The 15160-nt window shown below is 66.1% G+C and carries 12 protein-coding genes and 1 tRNA gene; 6 read left to right on the forward strand and 7 right to left on the reverse strand.

Annotated elements, in window-relative coordinates; translation table 11 throughout:
- Window positions 1-81: 81 nt before the first annotated feature.
- Window positions 82-2262, reverse strand: coding sequence for a S9 family peptidase (locus tag AC4GYS_RS04860; RefSeq protein ID WP_491109363.1), 2181 nt, complete (start codon window positions 2260-2262; stop codon window positions 82-84).
- Between the two features lie 155 nt (window positions 2263-2417).
- On the opposite strand from AC4GYS_RS04860, the gene AC4GYS_RS04865 reads away from it, so the two are divergent.
- Window positions 2418-4211: an aminopeptidase P family protein gene (locus AC4GYS_RS04865; RefSeq protein WP_491107963.1), complete on the forward strand. Its 1794-nt coding sequence runs from the start codon at window positions 2418-2420 to the stop codon at window positions 4209-4211.
- 63 nt (window positions 4212-4274) lie between these two features.
- On the opposite strand, the gene AC4GYS_RS04870 is transcribed toward AC4GYS_RS04865, so the two are convergent.
- On the reverse strand, window positions 4275-4418 hold the full coding sequence (locus AC4GYS_RS04870) for a hypothetical protein (protein ID WP_491107964.1): 144 nt from the start codon (window positions 4416-4418) through the stop codon (window positions 4275-4277).
- Window positions 4419-4478: 60 nt separating this feature from the next.
- On the opposite strand from AC4GYS_RS04870, the gene AC4GYS_RS04875 reads away from it, so the two are divergent.
- The 3 genes from AC4GYS_RS04875 to AC4GYS_RS04885 all read left to right on the forward strand — a co-directional run bounded on the left by AC4GYS_RS04875 (window position 4479) and on the right by AC4GYS_RS04885 (window position 6551).
- A tRNA-Thr gene (locus AC4GYS_RS04875) sits at window positions 4479-4553 on the forward strand.
- Between the two features lie 82 nt (window positions 4554-4635).
- Window positions 4636-5637 carry a threonine aldolase family protein gene (locus tag AC4GYS_RS04880; protein WP_491107965.1) on the forward strand — a complete coding sequence of 334 codons (1002 nt, stop codon included), beginning with the start codon at window positions 4636-4638 and terminating at the stop codon, window positions 5635-5637.
- Window positions 5634-6551, forward strand: a complete 918-nt coding sequence (locus tag AC4GYS_RS04885; RefSeq protein ID WP_491107966.1) for a DMT family transporter — start codon at window positions 5634-5636, stop codon at window positions 6549-6551. The genes AC4GYS_RS04880 and AC4GYS_RS04885 overlap by 4 nt, the downstream gene beginning before the upstream one ends.
- On the opposite strand, the gene AC4GYS_RS04890 is transcribed toward AC4GYS_RS04885, so the two are convergent.
- Complete coding sequence (locus AC4GYS_RS04890; protein ID WP_491107967.1) at window positions 6548-7804, reverse strand: M48 family metallopeptidase; 1257 nt, start codon at window positions 7802-7804, stop codon at window positions 6548-6550. The genes AC4GYS_RS04885 and AC4GYS_RS04890 overlap by 4 nt on opposite strands.
- An 87-nt stretch (window positions 7805-7891) precedes the next feature.
- Here AC4GYS_RS04890 and pepN point away from each other — a divergent pair, with 87 nt between their 5' ends.
- Window positions 7892-10483 carry an aminopeptidase N gene (gene pepN / locus AC4GYS_RS04895; RefSeq protein WP_491107968.1) on the forward strand — a complete coding sequence of 864 codons (2592 nt, stop codon included), beginning with the start codon at window positions 7892-7894 and terminating at the stop codon, window positions 10481-10483.
- Between the two features lie 5 nt (window positions 10484-10488).
- Here pepN and AC4GYS_RS04900 read toward each other — a convergent pair whose 3' ends face one another.
- From AC4GYS_RS04900 to AC4GYS_RS04915, 4 genes are read right to left on the reverse strand one after another with little or no spacing between them, the layout of a single operon-like run.
- On the reverse strand, window positions 10489-11070 hold the full coding sequence (locus tag AC4GYS_RS04900; RefSeq protein ID WP_491107969.1) for an ABC-type transport auxiliary lipoprotein family protein: 582 nt from the start codon (window positions 11068-11070) through the stop codon (window positions 10489-10491).
- Window positions 11070-12023 carry an MlaD family protein gene (locus tag AC4GYS_RS04905; protein ID WP_491107970.1) on the reverse strand — a complete coding sequence of 318 codons (954 nt, stop codon included), beginning with the start codon at window positions 12021-12023 and terminating at the stop codon, window positions 11070-11072. The genes AC4GYS_RS04900 and AC4GYS_RS04905 overlap by 1 nt, the downstream gene beginning before the upstream one ends.
- A gap of 20 nt (window positions 12024-12043) precedes the next feature.
- Window positions 12044-12844 (reverse strand): ABC transporter ATP-binding protein, encoded by an 801-nt coding sequence (locus tag AC4GYS_RS04910; RefSeq protein ID WP_491107971.1) that lies wholly within the window; start codon window positions 12842-12844, stop codon window positions 12044-12046.
- Window positions 12841-13932, reverse strand: a complete 1092-nt coding sequence (locus tag AC4GYS_RS04915; RefSeq protein WP_491107972.1) for an ABC transporter permease — start codon at window positions 13930-13932, stop codon at window positions 12841-12843. The genes AC4GYS_RS04910 and AC4GYS_RS04915 overlap by 4 nt, the downstream gene beginning before the upstream one ends.
- 100 nt (window positions 13933-14032) lie before the next feature.
- Between AC4GYS_RS04915 and AC4GYS_RS04920 the strand changes: the two genes are divergently transcribed.
- Window positions 14033-15160 carry a CDP-alcohol phosphatidyltransferase family protein gene (locus AC4GYS_RS04920; protein WP_491107973.1) on the forward strand — a complete coding sequence of 376 codons (1128 nt, stop codon included), beginning with the start codon at window positions 14033-14035 and terminating at the stop codon, window positions 15158-15160.

Genomic DNA, 15160 nt, shown 5'->3' on the forward strand with positions numbered 1-15160 from the left:
CGAGGAGCGGAGCGACGAAGCAATCCAGTTCTCGCCGCAAGAGCGAATGGATTGCTTCGCTACGCTCGCAATGACGCTCGGCTACTCCGCCCCGCCGTTTTCCGTCAGCACGAAGGCATAGGCTTCCGCCTGTTCCTTCAGACTGTCCCACCGGCCCGACTTTCCGCCGTGACCCGCGCCCATGTTGATCTTCAAGAGCAGGGTGTTGGTATCGGTCTTGGTGTCGCGCAGCTTGGCGGCCCATTTCGCCGGCTCCCAATAGGTGACGCGCGGGTCATTGAGGCCGCCGGTGATCAGCAGCGGCGGGTAGGCGTGGGCCTTGACCTGATCGTAGGGCGAATAGCTGCGGATATAGTCGAATGCGGCCTTGTCGGTGATCGGGTTACCCCACTCCGGCCACTCGCCCGGCGTGAGCGGCAGCGTGTCGTCGAGCATGGTGTTGAGAACATCGACGAAGGGCACGTCGGCGACCACGGCGCCGAACAGGTCGGGGTCCGAGTTCACCACCGCGCCCATCAGCTCGCCGCCGGCCGAGCCGCCCTGGGCGGCGATCTTGCCGGGAGAGGTGAACTTCGCCGCGACCAAACCCTTCGCCGCATCGACGAAGTCGTTGAAGGTGTTGGTCCGCTTGGTCAGCTTGCCGTCGAGGAACCACTGGTAGCCAAGGTCGTCGCCGCCGCGGATGTGGGCGATGGCATAAGCATAGCCGCGGTCGAGCAGGCTGAGGCGCGAGGCGGAGAAGCTGGGCGGAATGGCATAGCCGTAGGCGCCATAGGCATAGAGGAACAGCGGCTGGCTGCCGTCCTTCTTGAAGCCCTTCTTGTAAACGACCGAGACCGGAACGCGCTTGCCGTCGCGGGTCGGCAGCATCAGCCGTTCGGTTGCGTATTGCGAAGCGTCGTAGCCCGACGGGATCTCCTGCACCTTCAAGGTGGTGAGCTTGTCCGTCTTTGGATCATAGTCGTAGACCGTGCCCGGCGTGACCATCGAGCTGTAGCTCAGGCGGTAGGCGGTGGGCGCATATTCCGGATTGCTTCCAAAGCCGGCGTTGTAGCTCGCTTCGGCGAAGGGGATGCGCTTTTCCGCACCCGACCGGTAATCGCGCAGGATCAGCTGATCGAGACCGTCGACCCGGGTGGTCAGCGCCAGGTGATCGCGGAAGCTGGTCAGGCCGCGCAGGTAGGTGCGGTCGGAGCCGGGGACGACCTCGGTCCATCTGCCCGGGGTCTTCGGATCGGCCGACACCACGCGGAAATTGACGTGCTTGTCGTTGGTGAGGATCCATAAGCGGCCGTGCGCCGCGTCGGCTTCATACTGCCGGTCCTTGCTTCGCGGGCTGATGAGCGTCAGCGGCCTGGTCGGATCGGACGCGGAAACGAAGCGCACCTCGCTGGTGGTGTTGTCGCCAGTGGCGATGAAGATCAGGCTCTTGTCCTGGCTTTGGCCGACACCGACCGAAAAGCCCTTGTCCAGCGTTTCTTCGTATAGGGTGCGGGTCTCGCCCAGCGGCGCGCCGACCCGGTGGTAGCGGGCGCGGTAGCTGCGCCAGTTATCGTTCACCTCCGTGAACACCACGCCCTTGCTGTCGCTGGTCCACACCGGCGAGCCGATGCCGACTTCGGTGACCGTCTCCAGGTCCTTGCCAGTGAGGAGGTCGCGGATCTTCAGCTTGAACCGCTCGGAGCCGTTGTCGTCGATCAGCACGGCGGCGAGGCGGCCATCCGGGCTGACCTCCATTGCGCCAAGGCGAAAATACTCCTTGCCCGCCGCTTCCTTCACCTCATCGAAGATGAGTTCTCCCTCGCTCGTCCTGAGCGGAAGCTCCGTAGGAGCTGAAGTCGAAGGGCGTTGGTCGGGAGAAACGCCCTTCGACTTCGCTGCGCTTCGCTCAGGACGAGCGGGTGCGAGCGCGCCATCCTTCACCGGCTTGCGATACCACTGCCGATATTGCGCGCCCGGCTGGAACGCCCACCAATAGAGATAGTCGCCATCCTTGACCGGAACGGAGGAATCATCCTCCTTTTGCCGACCCTTCATCTCTTCGAACAGCGTGTCGATCAGCTGCTGACGCGGCGCCTTCCACGCATCGAAATAGGCGTTTTCCGCCTTGAGGTAGGCGAGCACATCCGCGTCATCGACCTTGGGATAATCCTTGTCGCGCAGCCAGGCATAAGGGTCCTCGATGCGAATCCCGTGCCGTTCGTAAGCGTAAGGGCGCTGCTCGGCCTTGGGCGGGGCGGGGAGTTCGGCGGCTCGGTTCATGGGGACTTTCTGGGCTGAAGCGGGGAGTGGGCTGGCCGCGATCAACGCCGCGGCGAGGGGGAACAGGCGCATGGTCTCTCCACAGATGGGTTGCCAACCTCATCACCGACAAGAGGCTGCTGCGTCCAGCGCAAAAGCGCGGTAGAGGGCGGCCCATGTCCACTTACGCCGACCGCCTCTCCGCCCTCCGTGTCCAGCTCAAGTCCGATGGCCTCGACGGCTTTGTCGTGCCGCTGACCGACGAGCATATGAGCGAATATGTCGGCTCCTATGCGCAGCGGCTGGCCTGGCTGACGGGGTTCGAAGGATCGGCAGGCAGCGCAGTTGTGCTGCCGGCGGAAGCGGCGATCTTCACCGACGGGCGCTACACTTTGCAGGTGCGTCAACAGGTCGACGGCGAGCAGTGGCAGTATCAGTCGGTGCCGGAGACGAGCATTGCCGGCTGGCTGAAGGAACATGCGCCGGAAGGGGCGCGGATCGGCTACGACCCGTGGCTGCACCGCAAGGATTGGGTGGAGCAGGCGGGCAAGGCGCTTGGCGCGAAGGGCGCGAGCCTGGTGCCGGTCAGGGATAATCCGATCGACCGGGTGTGGGCGGATCGGCCCGAGGCGTCAAAGGCCGCGCTGGCCGTGCATCCCGAGCGGTTGGCCGGGCGGTCTTCCGCTGACAAGCGGCAGACCATTGCCGACTGGCTGGGCGAGCAGAAGGCGGACGCGGCGGTGCTGGCGGCGCTGGATTCGATCGCCTGGACCTTCAACGTGCGCGGCACGGACGTCAGCCACACCCCGGTCGCGCTGGCCTATGCGCTGGTCCATGCGGACGGTACCTCCGACCTGTTCGTGGCGGGTGAAAAGGTGACGCCGGACCTGATGCAGCACCTCGGCAACGGGGTCCGGCTGCATGAGCGGTCGGCGTTCGAGGACGCGCTCGGTGGCTTGGGTGGCAAGACGGTGGCGGTCGATCCGGAGCGGTCGGTCGCGGCGATCTTCGAGGCGCTGGAAGGCGCGGGAGCGAACGTGGTCGCGGTCCGCGACCCGACGGTGCTGCCGCGGGCGATCAAGAATGACGCGGAGCTGGCGGGGCATCGGTCGGCGCAGGTGCGCGACGGGGCGGCGATCGCGCGCTTTCTCAAGTGGGTCGAGTCGGAGGCGCCAGCGGGCGAGCTGGACGAGCTCACCGCTTCGAACAAGCTGGAGGCATTGCGGCGGGAAAACCCGGAACTGCGCGACCTCAGCTTCGACAGCATCTCCGGCGCTGGGCCGAATGGCGCCATCGTCCACTATCGCTCCACCGAAAAGACCAACCGCAAGTTGGAGCAGGGCTCGCTGTACCTGATCGATTCGGGCGGACAGTATGTCGACGGCACGACGGACATCACCCGTACGCTGGCGATCGGCGAGCCGACGGCCGAGATGCGCGACCGCTTCACGCGCGTGCTGCAGGGCCATATCGCCATCGCCACCGCCGTCTTCCCCAAGGGCACCCGGGGCGGGCAGCTGGACAGCTTTGCCCGGCGGCCGCTGTGGGAGGCGGGGCTGGATTACGCGCACGGCACCGGACACGGAGTCGGCAGCTTCCTGTCGGTGCACGAAGGGCCGCAGCGCATCGCGCCGGTCGGCGGTGCCTATGCCGGCGGCGACGAGCCGCTGGCCGCGGGCATGATCCTTTCGAACGAGCCGGGTTATTACAAGACGGGCGAATACGGTATCCGGATCGAGAATCTGGTGCTGGTGGTGCCGGTCGAGATCGATGGGGCGGAAAAGGAGATGCTCGGCTTCGAGACGCTGACCTTCGCCCCGATCGAGCGGCGGCTGATCGTCCGCGAGATGCTGAGCTTGGCCGAGGTTCAGTGGCTCAACGATTATCACCGGCAGGTGGTGGAAAAGATCGGGCCGACCTTGGACGGTGAGGAACGAGCGTGGCTGGAGAAGGCGTGCGCTGCGCTGTGATCGCTCGTCCTGAGCGAAGCGCAGCGTAGTCGAAGGGCGCAAGCACGAGAGAACGCCCTTCGCCTACGCTCCTTCGTTGCTCCGCTCAGGGCGAGCGGTATCTTCCGTCAACTTATGCCGCTCTTTGGTGCGCGCCTGGTCCTTCCGCTTGCGCAGATTTTCCCGCAGCTGCGCGGCCAGCCGTTCGGCTTTATCCTTGTCGCTCATTCTCTTGCCTTGACATAGCGGAGGCCGCGCGGCCATAGGCCCGCCCGTCCCCCGGACAGTGCTGCCGTAGCTCAGTGGTAGAGCGCATCCTTGGTAAGGCTGAGGTCGTGAGTTCAATCCTCACCGGCAGCACCATCTTTTGCGAAGAGCGACCCGCCAGTGGCAGGTCGCCGCAAAAGATCGCTGGTCTTCAGACCAGCGGGAGGTAGTGGGAACCATGCGCTTCTTCTCCGATAACGCCGCCGCCGCGCACCCCGCCGTCCTTGAGGCGATGATCGCGGCCAACCGGCTCGACACCGCTTACGACGGCGACGCCTGGAGCCAGAAGCTCGACGCCGCCTTTTCCGACCTGTTCGAAACCGATGTCACGGCCCTGTGGGTGACGACGGGCACCGCGGCCAACTGCCTTGCGCTGGCGGCGATGGTCCCGCCCTATGGCGGTGTGCTGTGCCACCGCGAGGCGCACATCAATGTCGACGAGGCCGGCGCACCCGAGTTCTTTTCGGGCGGGGCCAAGCTGCTGCTGGTCGATGGGCCGGGCGCCAAGCTGACGGTCGACGCTGTGGCGGAAGCGCGTGGACGCATCCGCGCCGACGTGCACCAGACCCAGCCGCACGCCCTGTCGATTACCAACGCTTCGGAATATGGCCTCGTCTACACGCCGGAGGAAACGGCGGCGCTAGGCGAGTTTGCGCATACGCACGGCCTCGGCTTCCATCTCGATGGCGCGCGCTTCGCAAATGCGGTGGTGTCGACCGGGGCCTCACCTGCCGAGCTGACGTGGAGGGCGGGGGTGGACGCGCTGAGCTTTGGCTTCGTCAAGAACGGCGGGCTGTCGAGCGAAGCGTTGATCCTGTTCAAGCCCGAGCTTGTCGACAGCGTGATCCGGCGGCGCAAGCGGGCCGGGCACCTGCTCAGCAAGGGCCGCTATCTGGCCTCTCAATTGCTGGCCATGCTGGACGAGGAGATCTGGCTGACCAACGCCCGCATCGCCAACGATGCCGCGCAACGGTTGGCTGCCGCGGCGGGCGAGCGGCTGGTCTACCCGGTGCAGGCAAACGAGATCTTCCTTCGGCTAACGGCCGACGAAGCGGCTGACCTGCGGGCCCAGGGCTATGACTTTTACGACTGGGGGGTGGGCGAGGCCCGGCTGGTGACCAGCTGGGACCAGGACCTTGCCGCGGTCGATCGGCTGGCCGCCGCCATCCGCGCCTTGTGAGCGAGCGCGCGAGGGGAGTGGCTCTCCCCTTCATCATCTTCACCCTGATCTGGGGGTCGACCTGGATCGTTATCCGCGATCAGCTTGGGGCGGTACCGCCGCAATGGTCGGTGACCTACCGCTTCATCATCGCCGCCGCCGCCATGTTCGCCATCGCCAGGTGGAAGAAGTCACCGCTGAGGCTCGCCCGGTCCGACTGGCTGTTCGTCGCCGCAATCGGCGTGTTCCAGTTCTGCATCAATTTCAACGCGGTCTATGTCGCCGAGCATTATATCACCTCCGGGCTGGTCGCGACGGTATTCGCGCTGCTGCTGATCCCCAACAGCCTGCTCGCATGGGCGCTGCTCGGGCAGAAGCCGGGCGGCAGGTTCATGGCCTGCTCCGCCGTCGCCATCGCCGGTATCGGCCTATTGTTCTGGCAGGAGCTTCGGCGCGACCAGGCAGACGCCGCGGCAGTGGTGGCGGGGATCAGCTGGACCCTGCTGGGCGTGCTCGGGGCGTCCTTAAGCAACGTGCTGCAGGCGACGGAACGGGCGCGCCACATTCCCGTGCTGACCATGCTCGCCTGGGCGATGCTGGCCGGCGCGACGGTTGACGGAGCGCTGGCACTGGCCATCGCCGGGCCACCGGTGATTGAATGGCGACTGACCTACTGGCTGGGTCTCATCTATCTCGCCGTCTTTGCCTCCGCCCTGTGCTTCAGCCTCTACTTTCCGGTCGTGCGCAAGATCGGACCCGGCAAGGCGGCCTATTCAAGCGCGCTGGTGCCGATCGTCGCCATGGCGCTGTCGACGCTGTTCGAACGCTATCAATGGACGATTCTTTCGGCGGCCGGCGCATCGCTGGCGATCGGCGGGATGGTGCTGGCGGTGATGAGCCGCCGGTCGCCCGCGCCGCCGCCGGTCGCCGACTAGGATTTCGGCGGTAGCGGCGGCGGGCGCTGGATGGCGCGCTCGGCCGGCGGCAGTTCATTGAGGTGGCGAGCCTTCCACTCCATCGATGCCCGGACCCGGTTGTAGCCCGACGGGTGGGTGAAGAAGACAATTTCCTCCAGCCTGCCCGGTTCCAGCTTGCGATATTCGGACAGGCGCATGGCGACCCGCGCGAAGCCGTCCGGCTCCCGCGCGGCATCGCGTCCGAAGCTGTCCGCCTCGATCTCGCTGACGCGCGTGATCGAATTTAGGATTGGGGTCATCAGCATCATGACGATGCCGGCCACGATCGCATAGGCCGGCAGCGCCGCGGGATCGGCCGGCCCGGCCACCTTCCATCGGTCCGAGTGGCGGCGCAGCAGCCTCGGCGTTACCCACCACAGGACGAAGAACAGCGTGAGCAGCACCAGCCCGACGCTGAGGATGCGCTTCAGGACATGATCAAGGACATAATGGCCCATCTCGTGCCCCATCACCGCCTTGACCTCTTCGGGCGAGGTTCGGTTGAGCAGATTGTCGTTCAGCGAAATGCGGACGGTCGGGCCGAGGCCGCTGACGTTTGCCGAGATTCGATCGGTCTGCTTGGACGCGTCGAAGACGTAAACATTGTCCGCCGGGATGTTGTTCGCCTTGGCCATGGCCAGGATTTCATCGCGCAGCGGTCCCTCGGCCATGGGCTGATAGGTGTTGAACAGCGGGGAAATGAAGACCGGACTGATGAGAGCCGCGAAGGTGAGCAGGGCGACCGCGACCCCCGTGCCCCAAAGCCACCAGCTGCGCGGTGCCCGCCGGACCACCGCGAATAGCGCCATCAGGACCAGCGGCATCACGACCAGCGAAAGGGCAAAGCCGATACCCTGTTCGCCAAGCCAGCCGCCGAGCGAAAGGTTCATGAGGCCGTAAGAGCGTTCGCGAAAGAAGCCGGTGTAGATCGACCATGGCGCCATGATCAGCGTGGTCGCGAGAATGTAGGGCAGCGCGTAGAGCGCGGGCCTTAGCCATTCCCGCCGGGTCACTCGTCCCGCCCAGGCACTCCAGCGCGCCGACCAACCGAAGTGGAGCAGCGCCCAGTTCACGAGCACATTCAACACAGTGCTCCACAACAGCAGCCAATAGCCGCCCTCGAAATAGGCATTGGATCGTTCGCGCGCTGCGCCTTGGACCATGTTCAGATAGGCCTGCGTTGCCGCGTCGACGTCGAAGGCTGCCGTGGCGGCAAGCGCAAAGCTGCTCATGAGCTGATTTCTCCCCCGCCACGGAGGCTAACCGGTCCGCCGCGGTCGGGCTAGCGACTTTCGTGCCGGCTGCCTAAATCCCATCCCATGCTAGACGCCCGCCCAGCCACTGCCCCCGCCACTCCGCCAATCGTTCGCCGGGAGGACTACCGGGCGCCGGACTGGCTGGTCCCTTCGCTGGAGCTGGAGTTCGATCTGGACCCGGCGCGCACGGTGGTGCGTGCGCGCTTGCAGGTCGACCGCAACGGCGAGCACGACCGGCCGCTTAGGCTCGACGGCGAGGAACTGGAGCTGATCGCCGTTCGGGTCGACGGCGTGCCGGTCGAACACCGGATGGAAGGCGGCACGCTGGTCGTTGCGATCGAGGGCGCTTCGGCGGTCATCGAGACCGAGGTTGTGATCGCCCCTGACCGGAATACGCAGCTGATGGGGCTCTACGCCTCTGGCGGCCTGCTCTGCACCCAGTGCGAAGCCGAAGGTTTCCGCCGCATCACCTTCTTTCCGGATCGTCCCGACGTCCTCAGCCGCTACCGGGTTCGGATGAGCGCCGACAAGAGGCGCTACCCCGTGCTGCTGGCGAACGGCAATCCGGTCGACAGCGGCGAGGGCGAGGGGGGCACCCATTGGGCGGTGTGGGAAGACCCGTTCCCCAAGCCCTGCTACCTGTTCGCGCTGGTCGCCGGCGACCTGGCGGTCAATCGCGACCGCTTCATCACGGCGAGCGGGCGCGAGGTCGAGCTTGGGATCTGGGTTCGCGAGGCCGACCTTCCCAAGACCGAACATGCGATGTGGGCACTGAAGACGTCGATGGCCTGGGACGAACAGGCCTATGGCCGCGAGTACGACCTCGACCGGTTCAACATCGTCGCCGTCGCCGATTTCAACTTCGGCGCGATGGAGAACAAGGGGCTCAACATCTTCAACTCGCGCTACATCCTGGCCGATACCGATACCGCCAGCGATGCGGACTTCGACGCGATCGCGGCGGTGGTCGCGCACGAATATTTCCACAACTGGTCGGGCAATCGGGTCACCTGCCGCGACTGGTTCCAGCTGTCATTGAAGGAAGGGCTGACCGTCTTTCGCGACCAGCAATTTTCGGCCGCCATGGGGTCGGAAGCGGTGGAGCGGATCGACCAGGTCCGGACGCTCAGGGCCGCTCAGTTCCCGGAGGATGCAGGGCCGCTCGCCCACCCGATCCGGCCGGACAGCTACATGGAGATCGCCAACTTCTACACCGCGACCGTTTATAACAAGGGCGCCGAGGTGATCCGCATGCTGCGCACCATCCTTGGGCCCGATCAATATCGCGCGGGGACGGACCTCTATTTCGCGCGGCACGACGGGCAGGCGGTGACCTGCGAGGATTTCGTCAAGGCGATGGAGGACGCCAGCGGGATCGACCTGGCGCAGTTCCGCCTATGGTATTCGCAGGCCGGAACGCCGCGTGTGCAGGCGCGGCTGGAGCAGGTCGGTCAGGCGACTCGCCTCCATTTGCGGCAGATCCTGCCATCTACGCCGGGACAGGCGGAAAAGCAGCCGATGCTCATCCCGTTGAAGGTCGCGTTGATCGGGCGGGACAGTCTGGCGGAGGCGATGCCCGAGCAGACCGTGCTGCTGCATGAGGCGGAGCAGACCATCGACCTGCCCGCAAGCGAACCTGCCTTTCTTTCGATCAACCGCCATTTCTCCGCGCCGGTGATCGTCGAGGCGGAGCGCCGGCCCGGCGAGCTCGAGGCGCTGGCGGTGGCCGACACCGACAGCTTCGCCCGCTACGAGGCGGTGCAGGAGCTGATGCTGCGCGAGCTGTTGCGCGGGATCGGGGGCGACCATGTCGACGCCGAGCCGGTGATCGCGGCCATCCGCTCGACGCTGCAGTCGAATGCGCTCGATCCGGCGTTCAAGGCAGATGCGATCATCCTGCCGAGCGAGACCCTGCTGGCGGAACGGCTGGAAACGTCGGATCCGGCCCAGGTGCATAAGGTGCGTGACGGCCTGCGCGCGGCGGTCGGGCAGGCGCTCGGCTCCGAACTCGTCGAGCATTATCGCGCTGCTTCCGCCGCCGACCCGGAGAGCCGGTCGGGCGCCGACAAGGGCCTGCGGCGGCTGCGGGCAGCGACGCTGGGCTATCTGGCGGCCGGTGAGCCCGCACAGGCCACTCAGCTGGCAAAGGAGCAGTTCGAGGGTGCCCGGACCATGACCGAGCGGCAATCGGCCCTGGCCGTGCTCGCGATGCTGGGCGGCCCACCCGCGGAGGCCGCCCTGGCGACATTCTACGACCGCTACCGCCACGATCAGCTGGTGATCGACAAATGGTTCGGAGTGCAGGCGTCGACCAACCGTTACGATGCGATCGATACGGTCGAACGGCTCGCCCGTCATCCGGACTTTACGCTCGCCAACCCCAATCGGCTGCGGGCATTGGTCGGTGCGTTTACGGCGTCGCCATTCGCGTTCCACCGCGAGGATGGCCGCGGCTACGACTTCCTCGCCGGAATGATCCTGGAGGCGGACAAGCTCAATCCGCAAACCGCCGCCCGCTTCGTCCCCCCGCTCGGCCGCTGGCGCAAGCTGGAGCCGGGCCGGGCCGGCCTGATGCGCGCGGCGCTGGAACGGATCGTGGCGACCCCTGGTCTCAGCAAGGACGTGTTCGAGCAGGCGAGCAAGTCGCTAGGTTGACACCCTCAGCCGCCGATCCACTGGGCTGCCTGCAACGCAACGGCGTTGGCGGCCTGGTTGATCGCCGGGCCGACCGTCGCGGCGGTTCCGTCGGCCGGTGCGGTCGCCTCGAACCGACGCGTTTCCACTCGCGCGCCTCCGCCGGTGGACAGGCTGGCGTCGAAGATCACGATCACCTGACCGGTGGCGGCGTCATAGCCGAAGCGCTCCAGCGTGCCGGTGACGCGCAGGGCCGGGTCGAGCGAGGACTGCCTGGGATCCAGCACCACCCGGCTGGTGGTGCGCTTCACCGTCTCAGTCAGTAGCTGCTGGAACAGCCGGTCGGGCGTGTCGACATATTGCAGGTCCTCGACATAGGTGACGCGGCCGGGCGCCTCCAGCACGGGAACCCGCACCTGCCGGATCTCCTTGCTGATGCCGGGCGCTTCGATCGTGACCGCTTCGCCGGCAGAGGCCGAGCGGGCGATCTGCACCGGCGCGGCCTGGGGCGTCAGGGTGAGCAGCGTGGCCGGCGTCTTGCCACCGCCGAAGCAGGCGGACAGGGCAAGCGCGGCGGCGAGTGGGAGAGCGAGGCGAAAGGCGCGCATCAATTAGTCTTTCCAGGCTTGTGGTCCGGCAGTTTGGGCGGGCCGAGCACGCCGGTCACGCCGCCCTGTTCCAGTCGCTGGCTGACACCGTCCAGGCTTTCGGTCAGGTCGCGCAGGTCGCGGACTAGGCGATTGACTTCGGGCAGAGTGGATTTGGTCAGGTTCTGCACGCCGGGGCGGGCGTCCGCGACCAGGGCGTCGATGTTGGCGGTGGTCTGCTGGATGGAAGCGATCGATTTGCGCAGGTCCTCCGCCGCGGGGCGGCCCTGCTCGTTCACCAGCCGGTCGGTGCTGTTCGCCAGCCGCGCGACATTGGCCGCCGCCTCGCTGGCATTGCGGGCGGCGATCCGGGCATCGGCCACCGTGTCGGCCAGTTCCGGCGCCCGCTCTGCGAGCACCCGCGTGGTCGTGTCGACGTTCTCGAGAATGTCGGAAATCGCGTTCTGATTGCGATCGCTCAGCAACTCGGTCAGGCGCTCGGTCAGCCGCTGGATGCGGTCGAGCAGTTCCGGCGCGGAGTTGAGTAGCGCGCCCAAGCCGCCGGAGGAGGACGGCACCACCGGACACCCCTGCGGACCCGGCTGCGTCAATGGTCGCGCACCCTTGACCGCACCGTCCAGCTGGATCTCGGACACGCCGGTGAAGCCGACTCCCTTGATCTGCGCGGTCGTGCCCTGCAGCACCGGGGTGTCCTCGCTCACCTCGATTCGAACCCACACGAATTCGGGCCGGTCGGGCAGCAGCGAGATGCGGGTGATCTGGCCCACCGGAACGCCGGAGAAGCTGACATTCGAACCGCGGTTGAGGCCGCCGACGCCTTGGCTGAAATAGATGTCGAAGCAGCGCCGCTGCTCGGTATTGAGGCCGGCGATCCAGACCGCGAACAGCAGCAAGCCGATCAGCAGCGCCAGCACGACGCTGCCCACCAGCACTTGGTTGGAACGAGTTTCCATGGCCCTTCTTCGCGTCCCCGCTACGCTGCCGCGGCAGCGCGTCCGCGCGGCCCGTTAAAATATTCTTGAATCCAAGGATGATCCAACTGGAGCAAGCGATCAATCGTGTCCACCGCGATCACTCGCCGGTCGGCCAGCACGGCCACCCGGTCGCAGATGGCGTAAAGGCTGTCGAGGTCGTGAGTGATGAGGAAGACAGTCAGGTTGAGGTTCTCGCGCAGGTTGAGGATCAGCTGGTCAAACGCTTGAGCACCGATCGGGTCCAATCCCGCCGTCGGCTCGTCGAGGAACAGCAGTTCCGGATCCAGCGCCAGCGCCCGCGCAAGCCCCGCGCGCTTGCGCATGCCGCCGGACAATTCGGACGGGTATTTTGCGCCGGCATCCGGGGGCAGGCCCGACATGGCGATCTTGTAGCCCGCGATCTCGTCCAGCAGCGGCGGCTTGATGAACGGGAAATATTCCCGGATCGGTACCTCCACATTCTCGGCCACGGTCAAGGTGGAGAACAGCGCACCATTCTGGAAAAGGATGCCCCAGCGCCGGCGGATGTTCTTGGCCTCGTCCTCCGACCGGCCGATCATGTTTTCGCCCAGCACCTCGACTTCGCCCGCTTCCGGCGTCTGCAGCCCGATGATGGAGCGCATCAGCACCGACTTGCCGGTACCCGATCCGCCAACCACGCCGATGATCTCGCCCCGGCGGACGTCGAGGTCGAGGTTGTCGTGGACCACGGAGTCGCCAAACGCGTTGCGCAGCCCGCGCACCTTGATGATCGGGGTCTCGCCCTCGGGCAGCACCGGAACGGACGACGAGGCCGTCAAATCCAGCCGACCGAGCTGAAGAAGACGGCAAACACGGCGTCGAGCACGATCACCAGGAAGATCGACTGGACCACGGCGGCCGTGGTCTTGAGGCCGACCTGCTCGGCATCGTTGGCCACCAGCATGCCTTGGAAGCAGCCAGCGAGTGCGATGATGAAACCGAACACCGGCGCCTTGATCAGTCCGACCCACAGGTCGGTCGCCGGCACCACGTCGCCCAGCAGCTGGATATAGGTCAGCGGCGGAATGCCAAGGCTCACCCAGCAGAACAGGCCGCCCCCGATCAGCGACGCGATCATCGCCCAGAAGGCGAGCAGCGGCATCATCAGCACGCAGGCGATCATCCGGGGGATCACCAGCGCTTCGATCGGTGACACGCCGATGGTGCGCATCGCGTCGACCTCTTCCGTGATCTTCATGGTCCCGATCTGCGCCGCGAACGCGCTGCCCGACCGACCGGCGACCATGATCGCCGTCATCAGCGGGCCAAGCTCACGGACCGTGATCCGGCCAACGAGATTCACCGTGTAGACCTCGGCACCGAACTGCTGCAGCTGAACCGCGCCCTGCTGGCCGATGACGATGCCGATCAGGAAGCTCATCAGGCCGATGATGCCCAACGCGCGAACACCGACCACATCGAAGCGCTGCACCACGGCATTGAAGCGGAAGCGCTTGGGCTGTTTGAACAGGTTGAGAAAGCCGATCAGCGTCGCGCCGAAAAAGCCCAGCAGGCCGACCAGCGTCCTCCCTGAGTCAATCGTCGCCGCGCCCAGCTCGGCGACCACGCCGCCTTCCTTTTCGGGAATGACCCGGGCCGGATGGTCGGCTTCGGCGACCTGATCGAGCAGATCCTGCCATTCCTCGTGGATGCCGGTGACCTGCGCCCCGCGGTCGCGTACGGCGCGATGGACCAGCCAGGCTCCGACCGTATCCATTCGCTCGATCCGGCTGAGGTCGATGGTCAGCGGATCGGGCATGTCGTCCAGTTCGCGCGACATGGAACCGGCGCGACCGATCGTCATCGCGCCGGCCGGCGCGAAAAGATTGGTGTCCTTCGGGTCGGAGGAAGCTTCGGTTGCAGCCATTCAGGAGACTGATTGCGCGAAAAGAATGGCACAGACAAGGCGCTGGAGAGAAGCTGCCCTTTTCTTGCCCCGCTTGGGCAAGTAGGCACCTCGACACATGTTGAGCGGCACTTCCCCTTCGTCCAAGCCCCGTTTTCTTGCCATCGGCGAGACGAACGCCTGCCTGTTCGGGCAACCCGCGCGGGTCCGTGCCGAACGGCTGGCGGCAAATGCGGGTCTGCCGATCGCCGCGGGCGCGTCCGACGGCGGCGGCGACCTGTTGCTCGGCAATCTCCAGTTCGCCTGGGATCCCGCCTGGCTGAAGGAGCTCGCCCGGCGGCCGGGAACGGTGCTGGCAAAGGACGGCCGGCCGGTGCTTGCGAATGTGCCGGCCGGCGAGGCCGACGCGATGATCGCGGCGATGCTCGGGCCTGACCTGACGCCGGCCGGGCTGGAAATGCTCGATGCCGACACCGCCGAGCTCAGCTATTTCGAGCTGCGCAAGCGTGAACGGCCGTTCGTGATGCCGCTCAGCGTGGGCAACAGCCTGGCGGTGGAACGCGCCTTCTACGACGCCGCGTACAAGGGCGTGACCGACGTGCTGACGCTCTACCTGTGGCGGCGGCCCGCCTTCTGGCTGACCCGCTGGGCGGCGATGGCCGGCATGACGCCCAACATGGTAACGCTGATCGGCTTCGCCTTCTGCGTGGCCGCATTCTGGCTGTTCTGGATCGGCAGCTACTGGACCGGCTTTGCCGCCGGCTTCGTCTTCATGGTGCTCGACACGGTCGATGGAAAGCTTGCCCGCTGCACCGGCCAATCGTCGAAATGGGGGGACGTGTTCGACCATGGCACCGACCTCCTCCACCCTCCTTTCTGGTGGTGGGCGTGGGTGCACGGGCTGGGCACCGCCGGGCACCAGCTGGAGGAGGTGTACAAGGGCGCAGTCGTCGCGGTGATCGTCGGCGCCTACGTCCTCGGTCGCGGGATCGAAGGGTGGTTCAAGCATCGCTTCGGAATGCACATCCATGTCTGGCGGCCGGTCGACAGCAAGTTCCGGCTGGTGACGGCGCGTCGCAATCCGAACATGATCATCCTGTTTGCCTCGCTGCTCGCGGGGCGGCCGGATATCGGCATCCAGCTGGTCGCGCTGTGGTCGGTTGTAAGCCTCATATTCCATGCGGTACGGCTGGCGCAGGCGGAGGCGGTGGCCGACCGCGGCGGCAAGATCGTCAGCTGGCTCGATTGA

It is taken from the genome of Sphingomonas sp. SP1 (assembly GCF_058313395.1).

Bases quoted from the DNA above. Each gene is read 5' to 3' on its own strand.
- AC4GYS_RS04860 (WP_491109363.1), bottom strand. From the start codon at position 2,262: ATGAACCGAGCCGCCGAACTCCCCGCCCCGCCCAAGGCCGAGCAGCGC.
- AC4GYS_RS04865 (WP_491107963.1), top strand. From the start codon at position 2,418: ATGTCCACTTACGCCGACCGCCTCTCCGCCCTCCGTGTCCAGCTCAAG.
- AC4GYS_RS04870 (WP_491107964.1), bottom strand. From the start codon at position 4,418: ATGAGCGACAAGGATAAAGCCGAACGGCTGGCCGCGCAGCTGCGGGAA.
- AC4GYS_RS04880 (WP_491107965.1), top strand. From the start codon at position 4,636: ATGCGCTTCTTCTCCGATAACGCCGCCGCCGCGCACCCCGCCGTCCTT.
- AC4GYS_RS04890 (WP_491107967.1), bottom strand. From the start codon at position 7,804: ATGAGCAGCTTTGCGCTTGCCGCCACGGCAGCCTTCGACGTCGACGCG.
- pepN (WP_491107968.1), top strand. From the start codon at position 7,892: ATGCTAGACGCCCGCCCAGCCACTGCCCCCGCCACTCCGCCAATCGTT.
- AC4GYS_RS04900 (WP_491107969.1), bottom strand. From the start codon at position 11,070: ATGCGCGCCTTTCGCCTCGCTCTCCCACTCGCCGCCGCGCTTGCCCTG.
- AC4GYS_RS04905 (WP_491107970.1), bottom strand. From the start codon at position 12,023: ATGGAAACTCGTTCCAACCAAGTGCTGGTGGGCAGCGTCGTGCTGGCG.
- AC4GYS_RS04915 (WP_491107972.1), bottom strand. From the start codon at position 13,932: ATGGCTGCAACCGAAGCTTCCTCCGACCCGAAGGACACCAATCTTTTC.